This window comes from Paenarthrobacter sp. NPDC091711 (assembly GCF_044756605.1).
GTDB lineage: Bacteria > Actinomycetota > Actinomycetes > Actinomycetales > Micrococcaceae > Arthrobacter.
In genome coordinates, this window is sequence record NZ_JBIVTF010000010.1 from 118,139 (window position 1) to 138,963 (window position 20,825).

Here is a 20,825-nt window from a genome sequence, read left to right on the forward strand (position 1 = left end):
AAACTCAGTCCGGGAAGTCAGCACCCAGCGTGGACAAGACACCGAAAGCCTTGGTCCGGATTTCCTGGTACTCGTCGTCGGCCACGGAATCCGCGGTGATGGCCCCACCCACGCCGAGCGACAGCGTTCGTCCGCCAGCGCCATCCGGGTTCACCACCAGCGTGCGGATCACCACGGCAAGGTCCGTGGCGGCATTCAACGAGAAGTAGCCGATCGCGCCGGAATAGATCCCCCTGGGCCCGGACTCGAGCTGGTCCAGGATGCCCATGGTGCTGATCTTCGGTGCTCCTGTCATGGACCCGGCGGGAAAGGCCGCGGCCAAGGCTTCCGCACGTGGAGCACCCGGCCGAAGGTGAGCGTCTATGGTGCTCACCATTTGGTGGACAGTGGCATAACTCTCGATCGCGCACAACCTGCTGACTGTCACGGAGCCCGGGATGGCGAAGTGGCTGAGGTCGTTGCGCAGCAGGTCCACAATCATGATGTTCTCCGCGCGGTCCTTCAGCGACGTCTCAAGGTCGTGCCGCAAAGCAGCGTCCTCAGAAGCGTCAGCAGACCGGCCGCGGGTGCCCTTGATCGGCTCGGCGCGCATACCGCCGTCGGACATGATGCGCAGGAACCGCTCAGGTGACGTACTCGCCACCACCAGTTCGCCGAACCGAAGGTAACTGGCGAAGGGTGCAGGGTTCCTGCGCCTCAGCGCCAGGTAGCTTGCCCACGGATCCAACGTCCCGGCGGGGGATTCCAACGTGGTGGTCAGGCAGATCTCGTAGGAGTTACCTTCGTTGATTTGATGCTGGGAGTGTGCGATCTTCTGCTTGTACTCCGTGGCTGAGTCCCGGCTAACGAATTCGGGAACCGTCCCGGGGGCACCGGCCATGGGGACGGCAACCCCGGCGGTAGCAGCCTCAACGGCGGCGCGGGCCGCACGCAACCATTCCTCGGCGTCGGGCGCTTCCAAGGCGAGCAGCCAGACAGTCTGCTCGCGATGATCCACCACCACGGCCCGGCCGGCGAAGAGCAAGGCGGCGTCCGGGGTGTGGGAGGGGACGTCATTCCCGCCTGTTTCGCGCTTGAGTTCGTAGCCGAGGTAGCCGAGCCAGCCGAGCGTGAACTGTCCGTCGTAACCTCGGGGCGCGCGGACGGCCCGGCGGCCCCAGACGGAATCGAGCCAGCGGAAGAACGGCCCGGAGGTCCTGACGGAGGCGGAACCGGCAGTCACTTGGGTGGTTCCGGAGCGGTGCAGTACCGACTGGCCGAACGTGCCGCCGTCGTCAGCCAGGATGCTGAAGCGGCTGCGCGCTGCCGCTTGGGAACGGCCGGCGACGGCGGAGGCATTGGAAGAATCCAGCCACACGGCGTTCGTGGACTTGCCGTAGAGGGACTCGAAGAGCAGCGCAGCGTCGGGGGTTGCCTCCAGACGCTCCGAGCGCAATTGCAGTCCCCGCCGCGCACTGATTTCCGGCGACAAAACCGAAGCAACCGAAGGCAGGTACATGAGGGCCTGCAGGACATGGTCCGGCGCACTGCCGTCGGCGAGGTTTTGCACGCGGACGTCGGCGGCGCTGATCACCTGATCGGTGGCAAGCCACTCGTCTTCCTGGGCTGCCCAGCTGTCCCAGTACGGTTCGTAGGTGCTTCCGTCGCGGGTCAAAGCACGACGACGGCGATCGTCGCCGGGGGATTCCACCCACACCACGGCGTCCAGCATGGAACGGGCTGCGTCTGCTGCCGCTCCTACCCCCTCAACAATCACGATCTCGGCGGGCAGCGTGACGTTCAGGCCGCCGTCGTAATGCTTGTCCCAATCCCAGCTGGTCCACTCTGCCGCCAGGCCTTCGCTAAGAGGCTTCAGAACCGTACCGACGTAGCGCTCAATGCCTGGCATGAGGCCGTTCCAGCCGGGGTAGATGTCCTCCAGGTGGAACAGCGAAACCTTGTGGTGTTGCCGCAACCGGGCCGCCAGTTCAACGGCCAGTGTGGTTTTTCCTGCGCCGGACCTGCCGTCAACAGCGATGATCACAGGTGCAGGGGTCATGTCATAGAGGTTACCTGCTGGGGCTCGTGGGTTTTCGCGTCCTGCGACGCGGCGATGGCTGCCCTGACATGCTGCACGATCCCGGGTAGGGCGGCCTTGATGAGCGTCCAGGTGTTGTCGAAGTCGGTGTGGCCGCCGTACCAAGGGTCTTCGATGCCGAGGTCCAAGGAGCTGCGGCCCGCCATGTGGGGATCGAAGCTGCGGAACATCCGGACTTTTTCGAGGGAGGCGTGATTCGGGGCGCCTGCTTGGAGCCAACCGAAATGATCAACGTCAAGAGCGAGGATCAGGTCCCTTTCGGCGTACCATTCAGGCCGCCATTCGCGGGCAACATGGTCTTCGGAAGCCAGGTGATGGGCCGTCAAAACCCGCGCGGCGCGGGGGTCGATTGGATGTCCAACCTCGTACCCCGTGGTGCCCGCGGAGTCCACCACTACGAGCCCGCCGAGCCCTTCCGCGTCGAAGGCTTCGGTCAGCATGAGCGCTGCCATGGGCGAGCGGCAGATGTTTCCGGTGCAGACCGTGATGATGCGGTATGGGCTCGTCGTTGAGTACATGCAGCAAGCATGGTTCATGGCGCCCCCTCTTGGCTAGGGGCAACTTCACAAGTGAGTCACTTTTCCTGTCAAAGCTGTCACGCGGGTGCTTCGGGCCAGCGAGCTGCGGTCAGGCTGAGGCAGGTTCCTGAGCCTCGGCGGCCAGTGCTGCGGCTGCCAGATAGACGGTGCGTACGACGGCGGCGCGTCGCCTTTCGGCGCGGTCCGGACCGCCGCCGGCCATCAGTCCGTCGAGCGCGGGCAGCACGGGGGCGGCGTCGCACAAGCTCACAATGGTGATGAGGAGATCTCCCGCGTCTTCCCGGGAGACGCCGGGCAGGGCTGCGATGGTGCTGTTGACCTTTGAAGCGCAGTTGGCCATCCGCTTGGGCAGCCCAACAACTTCCGTGCCCCGTTCCAGTCCTTCCCAGAAGAGGAGGCGTGGTGCCGTGGCATCCTTCTGGTGGTGGTCGAAAAGCCGCCCGGCGTAGTCCGCCATGGCTTCAGGTCCGCTGCCTTCGATGGGGACTTCGTCCATGAGGGAGCTGAGGGCGGCAACGATCACGGCGTCGAAGAGCGCGTTCTTATTGCCGAAGTACTGGTAGATCCGTTCCTTGTTGACGCCCGCTTCTGCCGCGATGCGGTCGATGCGGGCGCCGGCGAGTCCACGCGTGCAGAACTCGCTGGTGGCAGCCGCGAGAAGCAGCGCCTTGGTTCGTTCTGTGTCCCATGCCATATGGGTCATATTACCAGTTTCCAACTAGGTGGTTGTAATTTCTTGCGGGCTTGGTTATGGTGATTTCAAGCCAAAAGCAACCGTTTAGTTGGAGAATGCCATGACAGCCCAAGCTACGTCTGAAGTCACCGCTGCGTCACCCGCGGCCACTGCTCGTCCGCAAGCGCCGTCCGTCCACATGAGGGCCCTCATTACCTGGCTCGCCATCTTCCCGCTCGTGTCCATTGGGATGCTGCTGCTCGGCCCCATCATGGAGCCGTGGCACCCGGTCCTCCGAGCGCTGGTCCTGACAGCGTTCGTGGTCCCCACGGCGGTCTATTTCGTTGTTCCCCGCCTGTTCGCCGGCCACGGTGCCCTGAGCCGCAAGGCCGTGGAGCGCGCCGCCCAACGCGCAGCCCGCAAGTCCGCTTAACCCAAGTAGGTCGCAGATCAGGCCGTTCTCAACGCTCAGAACGGCCTGATCTGCGACCCAGTTGGGTGCAGCCCTGGGACTAAGCGTCCCGCAGCTTCTCGACGTCGGCGATGGTTGGGTACGCGGCCTGCGTGCCCTTCTTTGTTGCAGCCAACGCAGCCGCTACCGAGGCAAACGCTGCGGCGTCGGCAAGGGATTCCCCGGCGGCAAGCCGCGCAGCCACAGCACCAGTGAATGCATCGCCCGCCCCCGTGGTGTCAACGGCTGAAACCCGGGTTGGGGCAATGCGGGTGATCTGGTCTTCGGTACCGCCGGCCAAGGAATCGAGCACTACGGAACCCTGCGCGCCGAGGGTCACCAGTACACGCTGCAAACCGCGGTCGGCGAACTGGCTCCGGACAGGTTCCCAGGCCTCGGCCTCTGCGTCGGCGTCGGGTACATCCGCTTCCGAGCCCAGGAACAGCGAGGCCTCGTGGGCGTTCACCAGGAGCACATCGCTCAAGTCGGCCAAAATCTCAGGCACCTCCGCGTAAGGCGAGAGGTTCAGCAGGACTGTGGCTCCGGCGTCGTGCCCTGCTTGGGCGGCGGCAATCACGGTATCGGTCTCCACCTCCAGGCAGAGGCACACCACGGCCGCATCCTGGAAGGCGTCGGGCGTAACGTCCGCAGGCCTGAGCGTGCCATTGGCGCCGGCCGAGATGATGATGCTGTTCTCGCCGCTGGAATCCACCGAAATGACTGCGACGCCGGTAGCGACGTCGGAGCGTCGGACGCGGGAAACGTCCACACCGGCGCTGGCCGTCGAGTCCAGGAGCATGGTGCCGTTGGAGTCCTCACCCACCGCGCCGATCAGGCTGACCTGACCGCCGAGCTTGCTCGCAGCCACCGCCTGGTTGGCACTCTTGCCGCCCGGATTGACGGCGAAACCATTGCCATGGACCGTCTCGCCGGGGTGGGGGAGCCGGTCGCAGTAGATGGTGAGGTCTGCGTTGAGGGAGCCTACGACGACGATTCCCGCCTTGGGTGCGCTGGTCATGCGGTCACCTTTTCGGTTTCGGTCACTTCTGCGTCCACCGGTTTGGGGATCAGGAGCGAGGCTGCGAAGGCCGCGAGGGTGATGGCCAGACCAACCACAACCACCGTCAGATAAGAGGCCTTGGCATCATTGAGCGAAGCCGTGGCCACGAGGACTGCCGGAAGAACCAGGAAGCTCAGCCCGGCGCCAAGGTTGAAGGCACCCGCGTTCATGCCGGGGAGGAAGCCCGGGTTGCCTTGGGGCGAGAGAACCACGCCGAGTCCGTTCAGCATGATGTTGACGGTACCGGCGTACATGATGCCCAGCAAGGCCGTGCCCACAATCATCATGGGCAGGTTGTTGAGGCCGAAGAACGCAATGATGGCCAAGGCCACGAGGCTCCCGAGCAGGCCGATGCGCAGCACCTTGGTGTAGCCGAGCACTGGTGCCAGGCGGCCGCTGATGGGACCGAACAGCCAGCCGAGGAGGGCGTACGGGGTGAGGATGATGAGCGACATCTCCGTGGGGCCCACACCGAAGCCGGGATCTGCAGCCTGAACGTACGCGGGGACTATGCCGTTGATGACCGCGAAGATGCCGGTCATGGTCAAGGTGGTGGTCAACAGCGGGGCCCAGGTGGAGCGCTGGCGCAGGTGCACGGTTTCCACCATGGGCTGCTTCGCGCGCTTCTCCACGGTCCAGAACGCAAAGAACGCGACGGCGGCAGCCACCGTGAGCGCGATCGCCAGGGTCAAGGTGCCGGCGTCGAAAGCCGTGGCAAGTTTGGCGCCTTCGTTCAGGGCAGTCAGCAGGGCGCCCACTGCGATGACGATGAAGAACACGCCCAGCCAGTCCATGGTGGTGCCGGCGGCGGGCTTGCTCTCGCCGGCCAGAACAGCGATGAGGACTGTGGCTACGAGGGCAAGCGCGACCATGAGCCAGAAGATGCTGCGGAATCCGAAGTTCTCAGCGAAGTAGCCGCCCACGAAGGAGTCGACGCCGGCCACGCCGCCGTTGACTGCCGTGATGAGGCCCATCAGGGTGCCGTACTTGCGCGGGTTAGTGACCGCTGACCGGAGCATGATCAGGCAGAGCGGAACGGTAGGGCCGCTGACGCCCTGGATGATGCGGCCCACGAAGAGCCACGTGACGTCCGGCGCCATGGCTGCGATGACGGAGCCGACAGCCATGAGGAGCATCATGCCGACGAGGATCTTTTTCCTGCCCACGATGTCGCTCAGGCGGGGGAGGAAGAGGGAGAACAGGGCGGCAGCGGTGAAGAACCAGGTCTGGGACAGGCCGATGGTGGCTTGATCCGTGTTGAGTTCGTTGCCCATGGTCACCAGGGCCGGGCTGAGCATGGAGGCGTTGAGCTGGAAGGCCACGCAGGCTGCCAACAGGGCAACCATGAGGGCGGTGACGTTGCCGCGGGAGGACTTGGTTTCTGGGAGGGCGGACATTACTTTGCCTCTCCAGCCAGGATGGCCTCTGCGGTGGCACTGACTTCAGCCTCAGCAACAGAGGCGGCGTCAGCGCCGCCGTCGAGCGTTGGTTCGCCGATCCTGACGATCGCATCGGTGACCAGATCCCAGAACTTCTTGTGGTCCAGGTCCACAGCCACGGAGGTGTGGCAGTCCTCCGGCGCGGGCGCGCGGAAGTCGGCCACGGTCATGCCGAGAGTGAGCTTGCCCTGGAGTTCAATGTCCACGGGGACCTTGCGGGTGGTCATGACGGTGGGGTCGATGACGTAGGCAACAGCGCAGGGATCGTGCACCGGCGGGAAGTCGAAGCCCTGGGCGTCCTTGTACGTCTTCTGGAAGAAGTCCATGAGTTCCATGACGAACTTGGCCGGCTTGGTGCCGATTTCGGCTATTTTCCGGACGACTTCATCCGTGGCCAGCGCCTGGTGCGTCAGGTCCAGTCCCACCATGACAACGGGCCATTTTTCGTTGAAGACGATGTGCGCTGCTTCGGGGTCAATGATGATGTTGAACTCCGCAACGGCGCTCCAGTTGCCTACGTGGTATCCGCCGCCCATGAGGACAACTTCCTTGACGCGCTCAACGATGCGGGGTTCCTTGCGGGCAGCCATGGCGATGTTGGTGAGGCCCGCTGTGGGGACCAGAGTGACCGTGCCCGGCTCGTGTGCCATGACGGTTTCAATAATGAGGTCGACGGCGTGGCGCGGGTCCAGCTCGATAGCGGACTCGGGCTGCTCCGGGCCGTCCATCCCGGAATCACCGTGGATGCTGGGGGCTGTTTCGATGGTGCGGACCAAGGGGCGATCGCAACCTGCGGCGAAGGGGACGCCGGTGATGCCGGCAATCGTGGCCACTGATAGGGCGTTGCGGGTGACCTTTTCCAGGGTCTGATTACCCACCACAGTGGTCACTGCGAGCAGCTCGATGTCCGGGTTGCCGTGTGCCAGCAGCAACGCCACGGCGTCGTCATGGCCAGGGTCGCAGTCAAGAATGATCTTCTTGCGTGCCGGTGTCATGGTGTTGGGTTCCACGGTTCTCTCCACGTCATTGGGGCCTGCCAGGTACTTGCCCGGGGCAGGGCGCTAAGCATTCAGGGGAATTCTGGCACTGCTTTGTGGGTTACGTCAAACGCTTAACGTCGATCCGGCGCCGCAACTCGAGTCGCAACGTCAAGCGCTTGATGCCTTCTCGCAGGTCAGAGCGGTTCATGAACGCTACGATCGATGCATGGAATCCCTGGATCGGCGCCCTGCCCGCGCGCCACGTTCGCCGCGCGTGACGGCCGCGATGGTGGCCGCGCGAGCAGGAGTCTCGACGGCCACCGTCTCCCTGGTTGCGAACGGCAAAACCCAGGGGCGCGTGTCCGACGACAACATTTCCCGGGTCCGCACAGCCATTTCCGAGCTTGGCTACGTGGTGGACAGCATCGGCAGTTCCCTGGCCCGCGGGGTCAGCTCCATCGTCATTTTGGTAACTCCGGACGTGTCCAACCCGTTCTTCGCCAACGTGATCGCAGGGGTTCGGGAGTCGCTGGGCTCCCAGTACCAGTTGCTGCTGTCAGTGACCGACGCCGGTGAGTCACCGCAGGCTGATGACGTCCGCAAGTTGCTGGCACTCCGGCCCGCCGGCCTCCTGGTGGGCGCCCCCAGTGCGGAATTCCTGGAAGACCTGTCCGCTGCAGGACCCCTGGTGCTGTTGGACGCCCCGGGCCTCGAGTCATACGCGCCGTCCGTGAACCTCGATGTTGCCCAGGGCGCGCGGGAACTTGCCCGGCATTTGGCGTCGTCCGGGCATACCCGCGCCGCTTACGTGGACGGCGTGACAGGTACAACCACCTTCCAGCTGCGCCGCGAAGCCTTCTTGACTGAGGCAGCTGCGTGTGGTCTTTCAGTGGCAGACGGGCACGTCATCAGCACCCCGATCGACGTCGGTGCTGCCGCTGCCGCTTTCGCCGAAGCGTGGCCGGAGTGGCAGCGGCAAGGGGTTACCGCCGTCGTCTGCGGTACCGATACGCATGCCTATGGCGTGCTGCAGGAAGCCCGCGTTGAGGGTGTCCGGATTCCCGAGGAGTTGGCCGTGGCAGGCTTCGATGACCTGCCCTACTCGGCCACCAGCAACCCCAGCCTCACCAGTGTCCACCTGCCAGCAACGCCCCTGGGACGTAAAGCGGGTGAGCAATTGCGGGGACTCATGGAAGGCCTGCCGCTGGATGAACCGCACGTGACCCTCGAGAGCACGCTGGTGGTGCGCGGATCTACGTCGCTCAGTTAGTACTGGGCAATGTTACGGAGGAGCGGGGCTAGGGGAGGAGTGGGCGCAGCTGCTCTTCCGAGACGGGGTTCGGCACCGTGAAATAGATCTGGGGCGCCGTCATGTCGCCCCAATCTTCTTTCTTCACCCGCACCGCCGACGCAGTGACTTCCGCGATCCGCACACGCAGCCACGCGCCGTCGTCGAGCAGTAATTCGTGCGGGTCGGCAAGGTAGCGAAGCCCGAGCTCGTCAAGAGTTTCCTCCGCGCTTAGCCAGTCCACAACATCGGTCCGTGGACGTCCGAGCAGATCAATGGCCACGAATCCATCGTCAACAGGTTTCATCCAGCCCACGTGCTCACGGTCATCCGCTCGTCGGTGTACGATCCAGTCCGGTTCCATGGCTTCGACGGTAGCAGCCGCGTCTTGCTGCTGCGCTGCTGGGGCTAGTGGATGACGGCCAGCAGGATGCCCACGAGGACAAACAAGCAGCCAAAGATGCGGTTGAGGATGGTTTGGCCGCGCTGGTCGTGGGTAAACCGCTGGAAGGACCGGGCGGCAAGGGCGAAGAAGAACCACATCACCATGATGTCGATGAACAAGACCGTGGCTGTCAGCACAGCGTATTGCTGGAGCAGCGGCTGGTCCGGCCTGATGAACTGGGGCATGAACGCGAGGAAGAAGACGATTGCCTTGGGATTCAGCAGGTTCACCCAGATGCCGCGCTGGAACATGGAGAGGGCGGACTCGTTCTTCTTGTCCGCAACGTCTTCCTTGTCCAGGTCCGGCTTGTGCAGAAACTGCCGGATGCCGAGGTACACCAGATACGCCGCGCCGGCATAACGAATAACGTTGAAGATCACTGGCGAGTTGGACACCAGCACGCCGACGCCCAGGGCCACGATGACGATGTGGATGACCAGAGCCACCTGCTGTCCGAGAATGCCCCAGATGGAGCGCCGGAAGCCCGAATTGAGCGAGTTGCTCATGGTGAAGATGGCACCGGCGCCGGGAGTGAAACTGATCAAGGTGCCGGCACCAACCAGGGCCAGCCAAAGTGAAAACTGCACATCTCAGCTTATGCCCGTGAGGTGGGTGGTCCGGACGCGTTGCTTCCCCACCCTCTTTGGCGGCTGAACTGCTGGAATGCACCCGGAATGGGTTGATTATGGCGGCAACCCAGATCAAAGAGGGTCAGGAAGCAACGCCATGGGGCAAACTGGTGCCGTGAGCGGAATCCCGTGGGTCCTGCACGTTGATCTGGACCAGTTCATTGCTGCCGTCGAGGTCCTTCGACGGCCTGAACTTGCGGGCAAGCCGATCATCGTGGGTGGCAGGGGAGATCCCAGGGAAAGGGCCGTGGTGTCCACCGCGTCCTACGAAGCCCGGGCGTTCGGCGTCGGTTCCGGCATGCCCCTGAGGATCGCAGCCCGGAAGGTGCCCGACGCCATCATCCTGCCCGTCGATCAGGAGGCCTACCTTGCGGCCTCGGAGGTGGTGATGGCCACGCTTCGCGCGCAACCCGGGGCCACGGTTCAGGTCCTCGGTTGGGATGAGGCCTTCGTCGGCGTGACCACGGAGGACCCGGAAGCCTATGCCCGGCAGATACAAAAAGCTGTCCTGGAGGAAACCCACTTGCATTGCAGCGTGGGCATCGGCGACACGCTGGTCCGCGCCAAGAACGCGACGGATTTCGGCAAACCTGCCGGCACCTTTCGGCTCACCCAAGAGAACTGGCTGGAGGTTATGGGTGACAAGCCCACCAAGGAATTGTGGGGCGTGGGCCCCAAAGTGTCACAGCGTTTGGCGAAGCATCACATCACCACGGTGGCTGAGCTTGCAGCAATCGACCCGCAGGAACTGGTACCGGAGTTTGGGCCCAAGATGGGGCCCTGGTACGCGCAGCTGGGACGCGGGGAAGGCTCCAGCGAGGTGGATGACACTCCGTGGGTGGCTCGGGCACACGGCCGCGAAACAACCTTTCAACAGGACCTGACAGAACCCGCCCAGATCAGCGACGCCATCAAGGAGTTGACCGCTCGCGTCCTCGAGGACGTGGCGGCCGAGGGCCGGCCGGTGGTCGGGCTGACGCTCAAGGTGCGTTACAAGCCGTTCTTCACAAAAACCTACGCAAGGAAGATCCGCGAGTCATTCGACCGCGAGGAAGTCCTGGCGCAGGCTTTGGATCTCACCGCGAAGATCGAACCGGACCGTCCCATCAGGCTCCTCGGCCTGCGTGCAGAGATGTCCATGCCCGAGGAGGCCCGTAAGGGACACACGCCGACGCGCAGCGGCTGGTGACGCCGTCGAACGCTAACGCCCGACGGCGGCCCTGCAGCTACCAGCGCGGGTGAATCGCTTCGCGGAAGTAGCGGTCGTAGATGTCCCGAACCCCGTCAGCCAAGCCTTCGCCCACAGTCTGCAGCCCACCCGCTTCAACATTTGCCGCTGCTTGGGAAGAGGACCGTGCACCGGGAATAACTGATGTGACACCGTCCTGGGCGATGACCCAGGCGAGGGCCGCTTGCGCGGTGGTGACGCCGTCGGGAACCAACCCGCTGAAATCCTGGGCGGCCTTGATACCGGTGGCAAAATCGACGCCGGAGAACGTCTCACCAACATCGAAGGAAGACCCGTCGCGGTTGTAGTTGCGGTGATCGTTCTCCGGGAACTCGGTATCCGGCGTGTACTTCCCGGACAGCAAACCGGAGGCCAGCGGCACGCGGGCGATGATACCTACGCCAGCTTCCTTGGCCGCGGGCAGAACCTCATCCAAGGGCTTGAGGCGGAAGGCGTTGAGGATGATCTGCACGGATGCAGTGTTCCCGCGTTTGATGGCTTCGAGGGCTTCATCGGTCCGCTCGACGCTGACGCCGTAGTTGCGGATTGCACCCTCGCTGACCAAGGTGTCCAGTGCGTCGTAGACTTCGTCGCTGCTGTAGACGGACGTGGGAGGGCAGTGCAGTTGAACCAGATCCAGGGTGTCCTGTTGCAGGTTTCGGCGTGAGCGCTCGGTCCACGCCCGGAAGTTCTCCAGAGTGTAATTTTCGTGGAGCTGATCCACGCGGCGGCCCATCTTGGTGGCCACCGTAATGTTCAGGTCCGGGTGGGTGCGGAGGAAGCGTCCAATGAACTGTTCGCTGCGGCCGTCCCCGTAGACGTCTGCGGTGTCAAAGAAATTGACGCCGCTTTCCACCGAGGCTTCCAGGACTGCAAGGGCGTCCTCTTCCGTGACGGAACCCCAGTCGGCTCCGAGTTGCCATGTGCCCAGTCCGACGGTGGAGACGGCCCGGCCGGTCTTGCCAAGTATGCGTTGTTCCATGGATTCGACTATATGGGGTCACTGCTCGTCCATCCGCGCTACCTTTCCCATTAAGTACTTTCGTTCCGGCAGGCTTCCGGTTTTTTTGGCGGCGGAAAGGTACGCTGCGCGGGCTTCGGCGTAGGAGCCGGACATTTCCAGTAGATGGCCACGCACCACGTCCAACCGGTGCGTCCGGCCCAGCGCTGCATCCAGTCCTACCAGCAACTCCAGACCCGCGGCCGGTCCATGCACCATGGCCACGGCAACCGCGCGATTCAGCGTGACCACAGGACTGGGTGCCACGGCTTCAAGGACTGTGTACAGCGCGAGAATTTGGGGCCAGTCGGTCTCGGCAGCAGAGGGCGCTTCCGCATGCACGGCAGCGATGGCGGCTTGAAGTTGATACGGCCCAGCCGCCCCACGCCCGAGCACGGAGGACAACAGTGCGATGCCCTCCTCAACCTGCTCCCGATTCCACAGGCTTCGGTCCTGCTCCGCCAACGGCACCGGTGTTCCGTCCGGCAGAGCACGTGCCGCACGCCGGGAATCGGTCAGCAGCATCAATGCCAGTAGTCCGGTGGCCTCAAGCTCACGCGGCGCAACGGCCACCAGCAGGCGCGTCACGCGGATGGCCTCAGTGGTGAGCTCTTCGCGCTGCAGGGATGGACCCGAGCTTGCCGCGTAGCCTTCGTTGAAGATCAGGTACAGGACGTGAAGTACGACGCCGAGCCTCGCCTTGCGCTCGGAAGGCGGCGGCATGGTGAAGGTGGCTCCCGCCTTCTGGATCCCCTGTTTCGCGCGGCTGATTCGCTGCCCCATGGTCGCTTCGGGAACCAGGAAAGCCGAGGCGATTTCCGCCGTCGTGAGTCCTCCAACTGCCCGGAGCGTTAACGCGAGTTGTGATGGCGCGGAGAGCGCCGGATGGCAGCACAGGAACATCAGGGTGAGGGTGTCGTCCGCTTCTGAAACGGAGCTGTAGGAGAAGTCGACGTCCATGGCAGCAACGCGTTCCTCGCGGGCTCGTCGGGCGCTTTCGCTTCGATAAAAGTCCACCAAACGGCGGTTGGCGACGGCCAGCAACCATGCTCGTGGGTTGTCCGGCAACGCGGTTGGCCATCGTTGGGAGGCTTCGAGGAGTGCTTCCTGGACGGCATCCTCGCAAGCATCGAATTGGCCGTGATGGCGCGCCAGCACGCCGAGGACCTGCGGCGCCAAGGTGCGCAGCAGGTCCTCTAAACGTGCGTTAGGCGACGAATCCAGCTAAACCTCCGGAGGCGCTTCCTGAACTGCGCGAAGCTCAACCACCTGCGCGTACTTCACAATGCTGGAACAAATTTCCACCGCGCGTTCCTCACTGGCCACATCAACCACCCAGTAGCCCACCAGTGACTCCTTCGATTCGGCGTAGGGCCCGTCCGTGGTGATGACACCGTCGGGAGTCTGCTTGACCAGCTTCGCGGTGCTGCCGTCGGCCAGGCCTGCGTTGAACACCATTTCCCCGGACTCGGTGAGGTCCTTGTCGATCTGGATCATGAACCCGATCATTTCCTGGATCCATGCGGGGTCAGCGGTCTCCATCATGCCCTCGGCCGATCCGAACATCATGATCATGTATTTCATCTCAAACTCCTTGTGAGGAGCGCCCTTTGTGGGTGCTTTCACTCATGGGTCGGAACTGCGGCGGGCATTTCTACATGGTGGGGCAAACTTTTTTGAAAGAGTTCAGTCGCCCTTTTGGAAAGTTCAGGCCCGGGCGATGACTTCTCCGTTGGGAATGAGGAAATAGCCGTCTTCGGTGACTCCCCAGCGGTGCCAGCCCGCGGCGATCCGGGCGAGGTCGGCCTCGTTGGCGAAGCCGTATTCGAGGGCTTGTTCGGCGAAAGCTGAGTGCAGCACCCGTTCGCTCCAGACCCGGGATTGCCAGGAACGTTGCTGGGCGGTGGCGTAGAGCCAGTTGCTGCTTGTGGGTGCCACCTGGGTGAAACCTGCCTGTTGGGCCCAGGAAACCAGGCGACGGCCGGCGTCGGGTTCTGCTCCATTGCGTCGGGCGATCTTCTGGTAGAGCTCCATCCAGTCGTCCAACTCGGGGACTTCGGGATACCAGCTCATACCGTGGAAGTCAGCGTCGCGCACGGCAACGATCGCCCCGGGTTTCGCTACGCGGCGCATCTCGCGAAGGGCCGCGACGGGGTCGGTCAGGTGCTGGAGGACCTGGTGGGCGTGGACGAGGTCGAAGGTTTCGTCTTCAAAGTCAAGATCGTAGATGTTGCCGGTTTGGAACGTCACGTTGTCCACGCCACGGTCCGTAGCCAGTTCGGTGGCTTGGGCGACGATATCCGCGGACCGGTCCAATCCGATCACTTGCGCCGGCGCAACCAGCCCCGCGAAGTCGCACGTGATGCTGCCTGGTCCACACCCGACGTCCAGCACTGATGTGCCGGGGGTGAGGTGGGGAATCACGAACGCGGCCGAATTCTCCACCGTTCGTGAGGCATGGGCCCGGACAACCGACTCGTGGTGCCCGTGGGTATAGACATCTTCAGGCTGCTGCGCGTTCATAGGGAAACGCTACAACTTGGAAGGTGGAATTAGGTGGAACGCGTCGCGTCAGCTTGGGTCGCTTCTTCGCGTGCGGCGAGAGTGGCCTCCACCATGTCAGTCATGAACCTGGTCACAAGGTCCAGTTCCTCGGCACTGTAAGCGGACATTGCCTTACCCATGCGAATGGCGAGGGGCATGAACATGGCGCTTCCGTCCCGGTAAGCCTTGGGGGTCATCTGCAGCTGGACCTGCCGGCGGTCCGTGCCAAGACGCTCGCGCACCACATGCCCGGAAGCGTGCAGGCGATCAACCAATGCCGTGGTGGCAGGGGAACTGAGCCGGAGTTCAGCGCGCAGGACGCCGGGGGTGACCACCTTGCCCGCGGCGGAGTGGCGCATGATGACGGCAAGAGCGTTCAAGTCGGTCCGGTGCATGTCATTCCGGCCACCCGCTGCATCCACATAGTGGTTGGCTTCGAGGGTGAAGTCCTGAAGGAGCCGCACGAGTTCCTGTGGAGCCGCGTTCTCGGGGCGGCTCGCCTCGCGGCGCGGGACTGCTGGGTCCGACATGTCCGCCCTCCTGCCCGCGTTGTCTCGTGATTACTGCCTTCCGGATATTACTCCCAGGGATGCTGGAATCCGGCATTTCTGGCACTCCGGTATTGGAATAGTTCCATCATAGAGATAATCTATGATGGAATAAAGCCCTCAAGCACCCCCACAGAAGAAGGACACATGAACTCGCGGAAAGTACCGTTCTGGCTTCGCTGGCTGATACCGGTGGTGCTGGTTATCACGTGGCTGGGCATCGCAGGAATCGGCGGCCCAACCTTCGGTCGGTTGGAAGAGGTCTCCTCCAACGACCAAGCCTCCTTCCTTCCCGCCGGCGCTGAAGCCACGGAAGCCGGTGACTGGCAGGCCAAATTCCGGGACTCCGAAGAGATCCCGGCAATAGTCATCGTCAAGAGCGATGCGTCCTTCACCCCGGCTCAACTTGGAGAAGCAGCCCAGCTGAAAGCCGACATCGAGGCACTTAAGCTGGGGAGCGCCGTCGTCGGGCCCATCCCGTCACAGGACGGCAAAGCCGTTCAGTTCGTTGTTCCCATGGCGTCCTCCGATGAGCTGCGCGAGAAAGTCCAGGAGCTGCGAGACGTGGTGCAGCCCGGCGCTCCCGACGGCATGAAGGCGTTCGTTACTGGTCCGGCAGGCTTGACCGCGGACCTTGTCAACGCTTTCGGCGGGATTGACGGCATTCTGTTGCTGGTTGCCCTTGGTGCCGTTTTCGTGATTCTGCTGCTGGTTTACCGTTCAGTGGTGTTGCCTATCGCAGTGCTGTTCACCTCGGTCTTTGCACTGTGCGCCGCGATTCTGCTGGTGTTTGGAATGGCCAAGGCCGACTGGATCCAATTGAACGGCCAAAGCCAAGGCATTCTGTCCATCCTGGTCATTGGCGCTGCCACCGACTACGCGCTGTTGTTCGTGGCGCGGTTCCGGGAGGCCCTGACGCACACCACCAACCGCACGCAGGCCGTGATCACGGCGTGGAAGGCCTCGTTCGAGCCGATCCTCGCCTCTGGTGCCACCGTCATCATCGCCCTGCTCTGCCTGCTGTTCTCCGATCTGAATTCCAACAAGGCGCTGGGACCTGTAGCTGCCGCCGGAATCCTCTGCTCCCTCTTCGCTGCGCTCACGCTCCTGCCCGCGCTCATGGCGTTGCTTGGCCGTGCGGCCTTCTGGCCCTTCCGCCCCAAGCTGCTGCCCGACGACGAACGCGAACCGGAGATCGTCACCGGCCTTGAGGGGCAGAAGGGTCTGTGGCGCGCCACGGGTCGTCTGGTCTCCAAGCGGCCGCGCGTGGTGTGGGTGGCTTCGGTCCTGCTTCTCCTGGTCGCCTCCACCGGGCTCATGCAGTTGAAAGCCAACGGCGTTCCGCAGACGGACGTTATTCTTTCCGCATCCGACGCCGTGGACGGTCAGGAGGCGCTGGCGCGCCACTTCGACGCCGGCAGCGGCAGCCCCGCCGTCGTGGTCGCCTCACAAGCTTCCGCGCAGCAGGTCCTGGACAAGGTCAAAGCGGCCGACGGCGTGGGTGACGCTTACTTGCTGGCTGACGGTTCCGTTCCCATCACCGGTGCCCCCGGCGCTCCCGCTGAGCCCGCAGTACGCGACAGCAGGGTCCTCATCAATGCCACCTTGAACTCTGCGGCAGACTCGATTGAGGCCGAAGAGGCCGTGAAGTCGTTGCGCTCTGCCGTTCGCGAAGTTGATTCCGCAGCGTTGGTGGGCGGCGTGACAGCAACCGCGCTGGACACCAACACCACGGCCCAACGGGACCTGGTGGTCATCATCCCGATCGTGCTGGTGGTCATCCTCTTCATCCTGATGCTCCTGCTGCGCTCCGTGGTGGCACCCGTGCTGCTGGTCCTATCCGTGGTCCTGTCCTACGGTGCCGCGATGGGTGTCTCCGCATGGGTGTTCAACGGCGTCTTCGGATTCTCCGGGGCCGACGCCACGGTGCCTCTGTTCGGCTTCGTGTTCCTGGTGGCCCTCGGGGTGGACTACAACATCTTCCTGATGAGTCGAGTCCGCGAAGAATCGCTGAAGCACGGGACGCGTCCGGGGATCCTACGGGGTCTGGCCGTTACCGGTGGCGTGATCACCTCAGCCGGCGTGGTCCTGGCGGCCACGTTCGCAGCCCTGGGCGTCATCCCCATCATGTTCCTGGTCCAGCTGGCGTTCATCGTGGCGTTCGGTGTGCTGCTGGATACCGTGCTGGTCCGATCCCTGCTGGTTCCCGCGCTGGCGTACGACATCGGCAGCAAGATCTGGTGGCCCGGCAAGCTGGGTAGGGAGTCTTCCGCAGCTTCGGTGACGCCGCGCGAGGAGGAAGAGGCGCCGGTAGGACGGTAGCCGTCAGTCCTGGGTGGATTCCTGTGCCGAAGCGAGGATCTACAATACGGAGGATCTGCGCTCAATCAGGACGGTGTCCCGCCACTGCCCGGCGAGGGGTCCGTGCGGCATGCGGGCGATTCGATGCCGCCGGCCCACAACGCTGAACCCGTGGGCTTCGTGGAGCCTGAGGCTGGCTGCATTCTCGGGGAAATCGCTGGCTTGGATCGTCCAAATACCCCCGTCCTCGGTGGACGCAATGAGTGCCCGGAGGAGGCGCTTCCCGACACCCAGGCCCCGGGCTTCTCCGGCGACGTAGATGGAATGCTCCACAACGCCCGAGTAAGCGGCCCGCGAGGACACTGGGGAAGCGGCGGTCCAGCCCAGAACCTGGCCCTCCCTCTCGGCGACGAGGCGGTGTTCCTTGAGCCGGGTTGCATCGAATTGCTCCCACTCCGGGGCGGCGGCTTCAAAAGTGGCGTGCCCGGACGCGATGCCTGCGGTGAAGATCTCCCTGACGCGTGGCCAGTCATCCGCTGTCATGGGCCGGATGGGGACTTCTTTGGGGCGCAGGCCGGTGGTCGCTTGACTGGTCACAGGCTTTCCAGCAGGCCGGTGGTCCGTTCAATGGACCCGGGGACCAGCGAGTAGTACGCCCACGTCCCACGCTTCTCGCGGTGGAGGAGGCCGGCATCCACCAGAATCTTCAGGTGGTGGGACACTGTGGGCTGCCCCAGGTTCAGGGGCTCCGTGAGATCGCAGACGCACGCCTCGCCGCCCTCTGAACTCTTGACGATGGACAAGAGGCGCAGCCTGTTGGGGTCTGCGAGGGCCTTGAACACTGATGCCCTCAGCTGTGCCTCGTAGTCGTCGATGGACGGGTGCCCTGACGGCTCGCAGCACGCGTCTGCATCCACTGGTGACAGCTCAAGCGTTTCCCCGGGGTTCATGCATCCATTATGCACACACATTGACAATCATCGATATAGGCGGACATACTCATATCGAAGTTCATCAATCTATGGTCTTCGATCACACCACAACACCGTCTGGAGTTCAGTGAGCACCCCAACGCAAACCCCGGCCCGGCAGAGTGCCGCCGGCCCCGACGCCGCTGGTAACCTCTCGGCCATGGACCGGTTACTGCCGGTGTGGATCGTCGCAGCCATGGCGCTGGGCCTTCTGCTGGGGAGCCTGATTCCAGGCTTGAATACCGCGCTGGAGGCCGTGAAGATCGGTGAGGTCTCCTTGCCTATCGCCATAGGCCTCTTGGTGATGATGTACCCGGTCCTTGCCAAGGTGCGCTATGACCAAGCGCACCGTGTGCTGGCTGATCGAAAGCTGCTGGTCACATCCTTGGTGATCAACTGGGTGCTGGCTCCAGCTTTCATGTTTGCCCTTGCCTGGGTGTTCATCCCGGACCTGCCGGAGTACCGGACCGGGTTGATCATTGTCGGTTTGGCCCGCTGCATAGCCATGGTTATGATCTGGAACGACCTCGCCTGTGGGAACCGTGAATCTGCCGCCGTTCTGGTGTTTATTAATTCCGTCTTCCAAGTGATCGCCTTCGGGGCTTTGGGCTGGTTCTACCTCCAGTGGCTCCCCTCCCTCCTGGGACTTCCCACCACGGCCGCCGACTTCTCCTTCTGGGCCATAACGCTCTCCGTGCTGATCTTCCTGGGCATTCCGTTGCTCGCGGGCCTGCTCACCCGCGTCATCGGTGAGAAAGCCAAAGGTCGCCCATGGTACGAGAAGAACTTCCTGCCAAGGATTGGTCCTTGGGCGCTCTACGGACTCCTTTTCACCATCACGCTCCTGTTTGCGCTCCAAGGCGGGACCATCATGTCCAAGCCGATGGACGTTCTTCGCATCGCTTTGCCGTTGTTGGTCTACTTCGTTGTGGTCTTCACTGCCGGAATGGTCATTGGCCGCTTGCTGAATCTGGGGTACGCCAAGACCATCACGCTGGCGTTTACCGCTGCGGGCAACAACTTCGAGCTTGCCATCGCTGTAGCGATCGGAACCTTCGGCGTCACTTCAGGTCAGGCCCTGGCTGGTGTTGTTGGACCCTTGATTGAAGTACCCGTCCTTGTTGCACTTGTGTATGTAGCCCTCTGGGCACGCAAGCGCTATTTCACCCCCACCCATATAGCTGCCTGACCGTCGAGGAAATTCATGACCACCGATTCCGTAAAGAAGCCTTCCGTCCTTTTCGTCTGCGTCCACAACGCAGGGCGCTCGCAAATGGCCGCTGCGTTCCTTACCACTCTCTCCCGGGGATCCATCGAGGTTCGGTCTGCTGGCTCCCAGCCCGCGGACAAGGTCAATCCGGCTGCCGTTGAAGCCATGGCTGAACTGGGTATCGATATGTCGGCCGAGATCCCCAAAGTCCTCACGACAGAGGCCGTCAAGGAGTCGGACGTTGTCATCACCATGGGCTGCGGCGACGAATGCCCCTACTTCCCCGGCAAGCGCTACGAGGACTGGGTCCTTAAAGATCCCGCCGGACAGGGAGTGGACGCTGTCAGGCCCATTCGCGACGACATCAAAGCCCGCATTGAGAAACTGATCACCTCGTTGACCCCAGCGGCAAAATAATCCAACCACCAGGAGCGAGTCCCATGAGCAATGAACAACTGATCATCATCGGGTCCGGCCCTGCCGGCTACACCGCGGCCATCTATGCCGCCCGTGCCGGGCTGAATCCGTTGGTACTGGCCGGTTCTGTTACTGCCGGCGGCGCCCTCATGAACACCACGGAAGTGGAGAACTTTCCCGGGTTCCCTGGCGGGATACAAGGCCCGGAGCTGATGGACGGGCTCCAGGAGCAAGCTGAGAAGTTCGGTGCCCGCATAGTGTTCGACGACGTCACTGAGGTTAATCTGAAGGGTCATCTCAAACGGGTGGTCACCGGAGCGGGGGAGAGTCACGAGGCGCCTGCGGTCATCCTCGCCACGGGCTCCGCGTACAAGGAGCTCGGGCTGCCGGAAGAGAAGAAACTGAGCGGGCACGGGGTGTCATGGTGTGCCACCTGCGACGGCTTCTTCTTCCGCGAGCAGGACATCATTGTGGTGGGCGGCGGCGACTCCGCCATGGAAGAAGCAACGTTCCTGACACGCTTCGGAAAGTCCGTCACCGTGGTGGTCCGGAAGGGTGAGCTGCGCGCGTCACGGATCATGGCGCAGCGTGCCAAGGACAATCCCAAGATCACCTTTGCCTGGAACTCGGCTATTACGGCCATTCATGGGGATACGAAGGTCACTGGCGTGACACTCAAGGACACGCGTACCGGTGAAACCCGAGAGCAGGCTGCCACAGGAATCTTCGTAGCCATCGGTCATCTGCCGCGGACAGAACTGGTGGAAGGACAAGTGGACCTCGATGCCGAGGGCTATATCAAGGTGGCCTCGCCAACCACTTTGACCAACCTCTCCGGTGTCTTCGCGTGCGGCGACGCCGTGGATCACCGCTACCGCCAGGCCATTACAGCGGCGGGCACAGGATGCTCGGCTGCCCTGGACGCCGAGCGGTATCTGGCTGCCTTGGACGATGCAGACAGCATTGCAACCGCATTGGTCGAAGAGCCCACACACTTCTGAGCTAAGCGCACCAACTTCCAGGAA

At 63.2% G+C, this 20,825-nt stretch carries 22 protein-coding genes; 7 read left to right on the forward strand and 15 right to left on the reverse strand.

Annotated elements, in window-relative coordinates:
- Positions 1-4: 4 nt before the first annotated feature.
- From pabB to ACIQH5_RS15610, 3 genes are all read right to left on the reverse strand, one after another.
- Positions 5-2,038 (reverse strand): aminodeoxychorismate synthase component I, encoded by a 2,034-nt coding sequence (gene pabB / locus ACIQH5_RS15600; RefSeq protein WP_400404955.1) that lies wholly within the window; start codon positions 2,036-2,038, stop codon positions 5-7.
- A complete protein-coding gene (locus ACIQH5_RS15605; RefSeq protein ID WP_400404958.1) occupies positions 2,035-2,595 on the reverse strand; it encodes a low molecular weight protein-tyrosine-phosphatase in 561 nt (186 codons plus the stop codon). The genes pabB and ACIQH5_RS15605 overlap by 4 nt, the downstream gene beginning before the upstream one ends.
- Positions 2,596-2,704: 109 nt before the next feature.
- Positions 2,705-3,310, reverse strand: a complete 606-nt coding sequence (locus ACIQH5_RS15610) for a TetR/AcrR family transcriptional regulator (protein ID WP_400404960.1) — start codon at positions 3,308-3,310, stop codon at positions 2,705-2,707.
- Between the two features lie 100 nt (positions 3,311-3,410).
- On the opposite strand from ACIQH5_RS15610, the gene ACIQH5_RS15615 reads away from it, so the two are divergent.
- Positions 3,411-3,722 carry a hypothetical protein gene (locus ACIQH5_RS15615; RefSeq protein ID WP_062068354.1) on the forward strand — a complete coding sequence of 104 codons (312 nt, stop codon included), beginning with the start codon at positions 3,411-3,413 and terminating at the stop codon, positions 3,720-3,722.
- Between the two features lie 79 nt (positions 3,723-3,801).
- Here the strand turns inward: ACIQH5_RS15615 and ACIQH5_RS15620 are convergent, their stop codons facing one another.
- From ACIQH5_RS15620 to ACIQH5_RS15630, 3 genes are read right to left on the reverse strand one after another with little or no spacing between them, the layout of a single operon-like run.
- Complete coding sequence (locus ACIQH5_RS15620; protein ID WP_400404963.1) at positions 3,802-4,758, reverse strand: ribokinase; 957 nt, start codon at positions 4,756-4,758, stop codon at positions 3,802-3,804.
- The gene (locus tag ACIQH5_RS15625) at positions 4,755-6,197 is read right to left on the reverse strand and encodes an MFS transporter (protein ID WP_400404966.1); all 1,443 of its coding nucleotides are present in this window, start codon (positions 6,195-6,197) and stop codon (positions 4,755-4,757) included. Before ACIQH5_RS15625 ends, ACIQH5_RS15620 begins: the two co-directional genes overlap by 4 nt.
- Entirely contained in the window at positions 6,197-7,234 is a 1,038-nt protein-coding gene (locus ACIQH5_RS15630; protein WP_400405066.1) for a nucleoside hydrolase, read from the reverse strand. Before ACIQH5_RS15630 ends, ACIQH5_RS15625 begins: the two co-directional genes overlap by 1 nt.
- 211 nt (positions 7,235-7,445) lie before the next feature.
- Between ACIQH5_RS15630 and ACIQH5_RS15635 the strand changes: the two genes are divergently transcribed.
- Complete coding sequence (locus ACIQH5_RS15635; protein ID WP_400404969.1) at positions 7,446-8,489, forward strand: LacI family DNA-binding transcriptional regulator; 1,044 nt, start codon at positions 7,446-7,448, stop codon at positions 8,487-8,489.
- A 28-nt stretch (positions 8,490-8,517) separates the two neighbouring features.
- Here ACIQH5_RS15635 and ACIQH5_RS15640 read toward each other — a convergent pair whose 3' ends face one another.
- Both ACIQH5_RS15640 and ACIQH5_RS15645 read right to left on the reverse strand, forming a co-directional pair.
- Positions 8,518-8,871 (reverse strand): hypothetical protein, encoded by a 354-nt coding sequence (locus ACIQH5_RS15640; RefSeq protein WP_400404972.1) that lies wholly within the window; start codon positions 8,869-8,871, stop codon positions 8,518-8,520.
- A gap of 44 nt (positions 8,872-8,915) precedes the next feature.
- A complete protein-coding gene (locus ACIQH5_RS15645) occupies positions 8,916-9,539 on the reverse strand; it encodes a LysE family transporter (protein ID WP_400404974.1) in 624 nt (207 codons plus the stop codon).
- Positions 9,540-9,678: 139 nt separating this feature from the next.
- Between ACIQH5_RS15645 and ACIQH5_RS15650 the strand changes: the two genes are divergently transcribed.
- The gene (locus ACIQH5_RS15650) at positions 9,679-10,770 is read left to right on the forward strand and encodes a DNA polymerase IV (protein ID WP_400404977.1); all 1,092 of its coding nucleotides are present in this window, start codon (positions 9,679-9,681) and stop codon (positions 10,768-10,770) included.
- A gap of 37 nt (positions 10,771-10,807) precedes the next feature.
- Here ACIQH5_RS15650 and ACIQH5_RS15655 read toward each other — a convergent pair whose 3' ends face one another.
- From ACIQH5_RS15655 to ACIQH5_RS15675, 5 genes are all read right to left on the reverse strand, one after another.
- Positions 10,808-11,791, reverse strand: coding sequence for an aldo/keto reductase (locus ACIQH5_RS15655; RefSeq protein ID WP_400404979.1), 984 nt, complete (start codon positions 11,789-11,791; stop codon positions 10,808-10,810).
- Between the two features lie 18 nt (positions 11,792-11,809).
- Positions 11,810-13,033, reverse strand: coding sequence for an RNA polymerase sigma factor (locus ACIQH5_RS15660; RefSeq protein WP_400405068.1), 1,224 nt, complete (start codon positions 13,031-13,033; stop codon positions 11,810-11,812).
- Positions 13,034-13,393, reverse strand: a complete 360-nt coding sequence (locus ACIQH5_RS15665) for a YciI family protein (protein ID WP_062068338.1) — start codon at positions 13,391-13,393, stop codon at positions 13,034-13,036.
- A 123-nt stretch (positions 13,394-13,516) separates the two neighbouring features.
- Positions 13,517-14,332 (reverse strand): methyltransferase domain-containing protein, encoded by an 816-nt coding sequence (locus ACIQH5_RS15670; RefSeq protein ID WP_400404982.1) that lies wholly within the window; start codon positions 14,330-14,332, stop codon positions 13,517-13,519.
- A 29-nt stretch (positions 14,333-14,361) separates the two neighbouring features.
- Positions 14,362-14,883, reverse strand: a complete 522-nt coding sequence (locus ACIQH5_RS15675; protein WP_400404985.1) for a MarR family winged helix-turn-helix transcriptional regulator — start codon at positions 14,881-14,883, stop codon at positions 14,362-14,364.
- 165 nt (positions 14,884-15,048) lie between these two features.
- Here ACIQH5_RS15675 and ACIQH5_RS15680 point away from each other — a divergent pair, with 165 nt between their 5' ends.
- Complete coding sequence (locus tag ACIQH5_RS15680) at positions 15,049-17,223, forward strand: MMPL family transporter (protein ID WP_400404987.1); 2,175 nt, start codon at positions 15,049-15,051, stop codon at positions 17,221-17,223.
- Between the two features lie 39 nt (positions 17,224-17,262).
- Here the strand turns inward: ACIQH5_RS15680 and ACIQH5_RS15685 are convergent, their stop codons facing one another.
- Positions 17,263-17,745, reverse strand: a complete 483-nt coding sequence (locus tag ACIQH5_RS15685; RefSeq protein ID WP_400405069.1) for a GNAT family N-acetyltransferase — start codon at positions 17,743-17,745, stop codon at positions 17,263-17,265.
- A 50-nt stretch (positions 17,746-17,795) separates the two neighbouring features.
- Positions 17,796-18,152 carry an ArsR/SmtB family transcription factor gene (locus ACIQH5_RS15690; protein WP_400404989.1) on the reverse strand — a complete coding sequence of 119 codons (357 nt, stop codon included), beginning with the start codon at positions 18,150-18,152 and terminating at the stop codon, positions 17,796-17,798.
- A gap of 109 nt (positions 18,153-18,261) precedes the next feature.
- Between ACIQH5_RS15690 and arsB the strand changes: the two genes are divergently transcribed.
- From arsB to trxB, 3 genes are read left to right on the forward strand one after another with little or no spacing between them, the layout of a single operon-like run.
- Positions 18,262-19,362 carry an ACR3 family arsenite efflux transporter gene (gene arsB / locus ACIQH5_RS15695; RefSeq protein WP_400404992.1) on the forward strand — a complete coding sequence of 367 codons (1,101 nt, stop codon included), beginning with the start codon at positions 18,262-18,264 and terminating at the stop codon, positions 19,360-19,362.
- A 15-nt stretch (positions 19,363-19,377) separates the two neighbouring features.
- Complete coding sequence (locus ACIQH5_RS15700; protein WP_400404994.1) at positions 19,378-19,800, forward strand: arsenate reductase ArsC; 423 nt, start codon at positions 19,378-19,380, stop codon at positions 19,798-19,800.
- 23 nt (positions 19,801-19,823) lie between these two features.
- A complete protein-coding gene (trxB, locus tag ACIQH5_RS15705) occupies positions 19,824-20,801 on the forward strand; it encodes a thioredoxin-disulfide reductase (RefSeq protein WP_400404997.1) in 978 nt (325 codons plus the stop codon).
- The last annotated feature ends 24 nt before the right edge of the window (positions 20,802-20,825 follow it).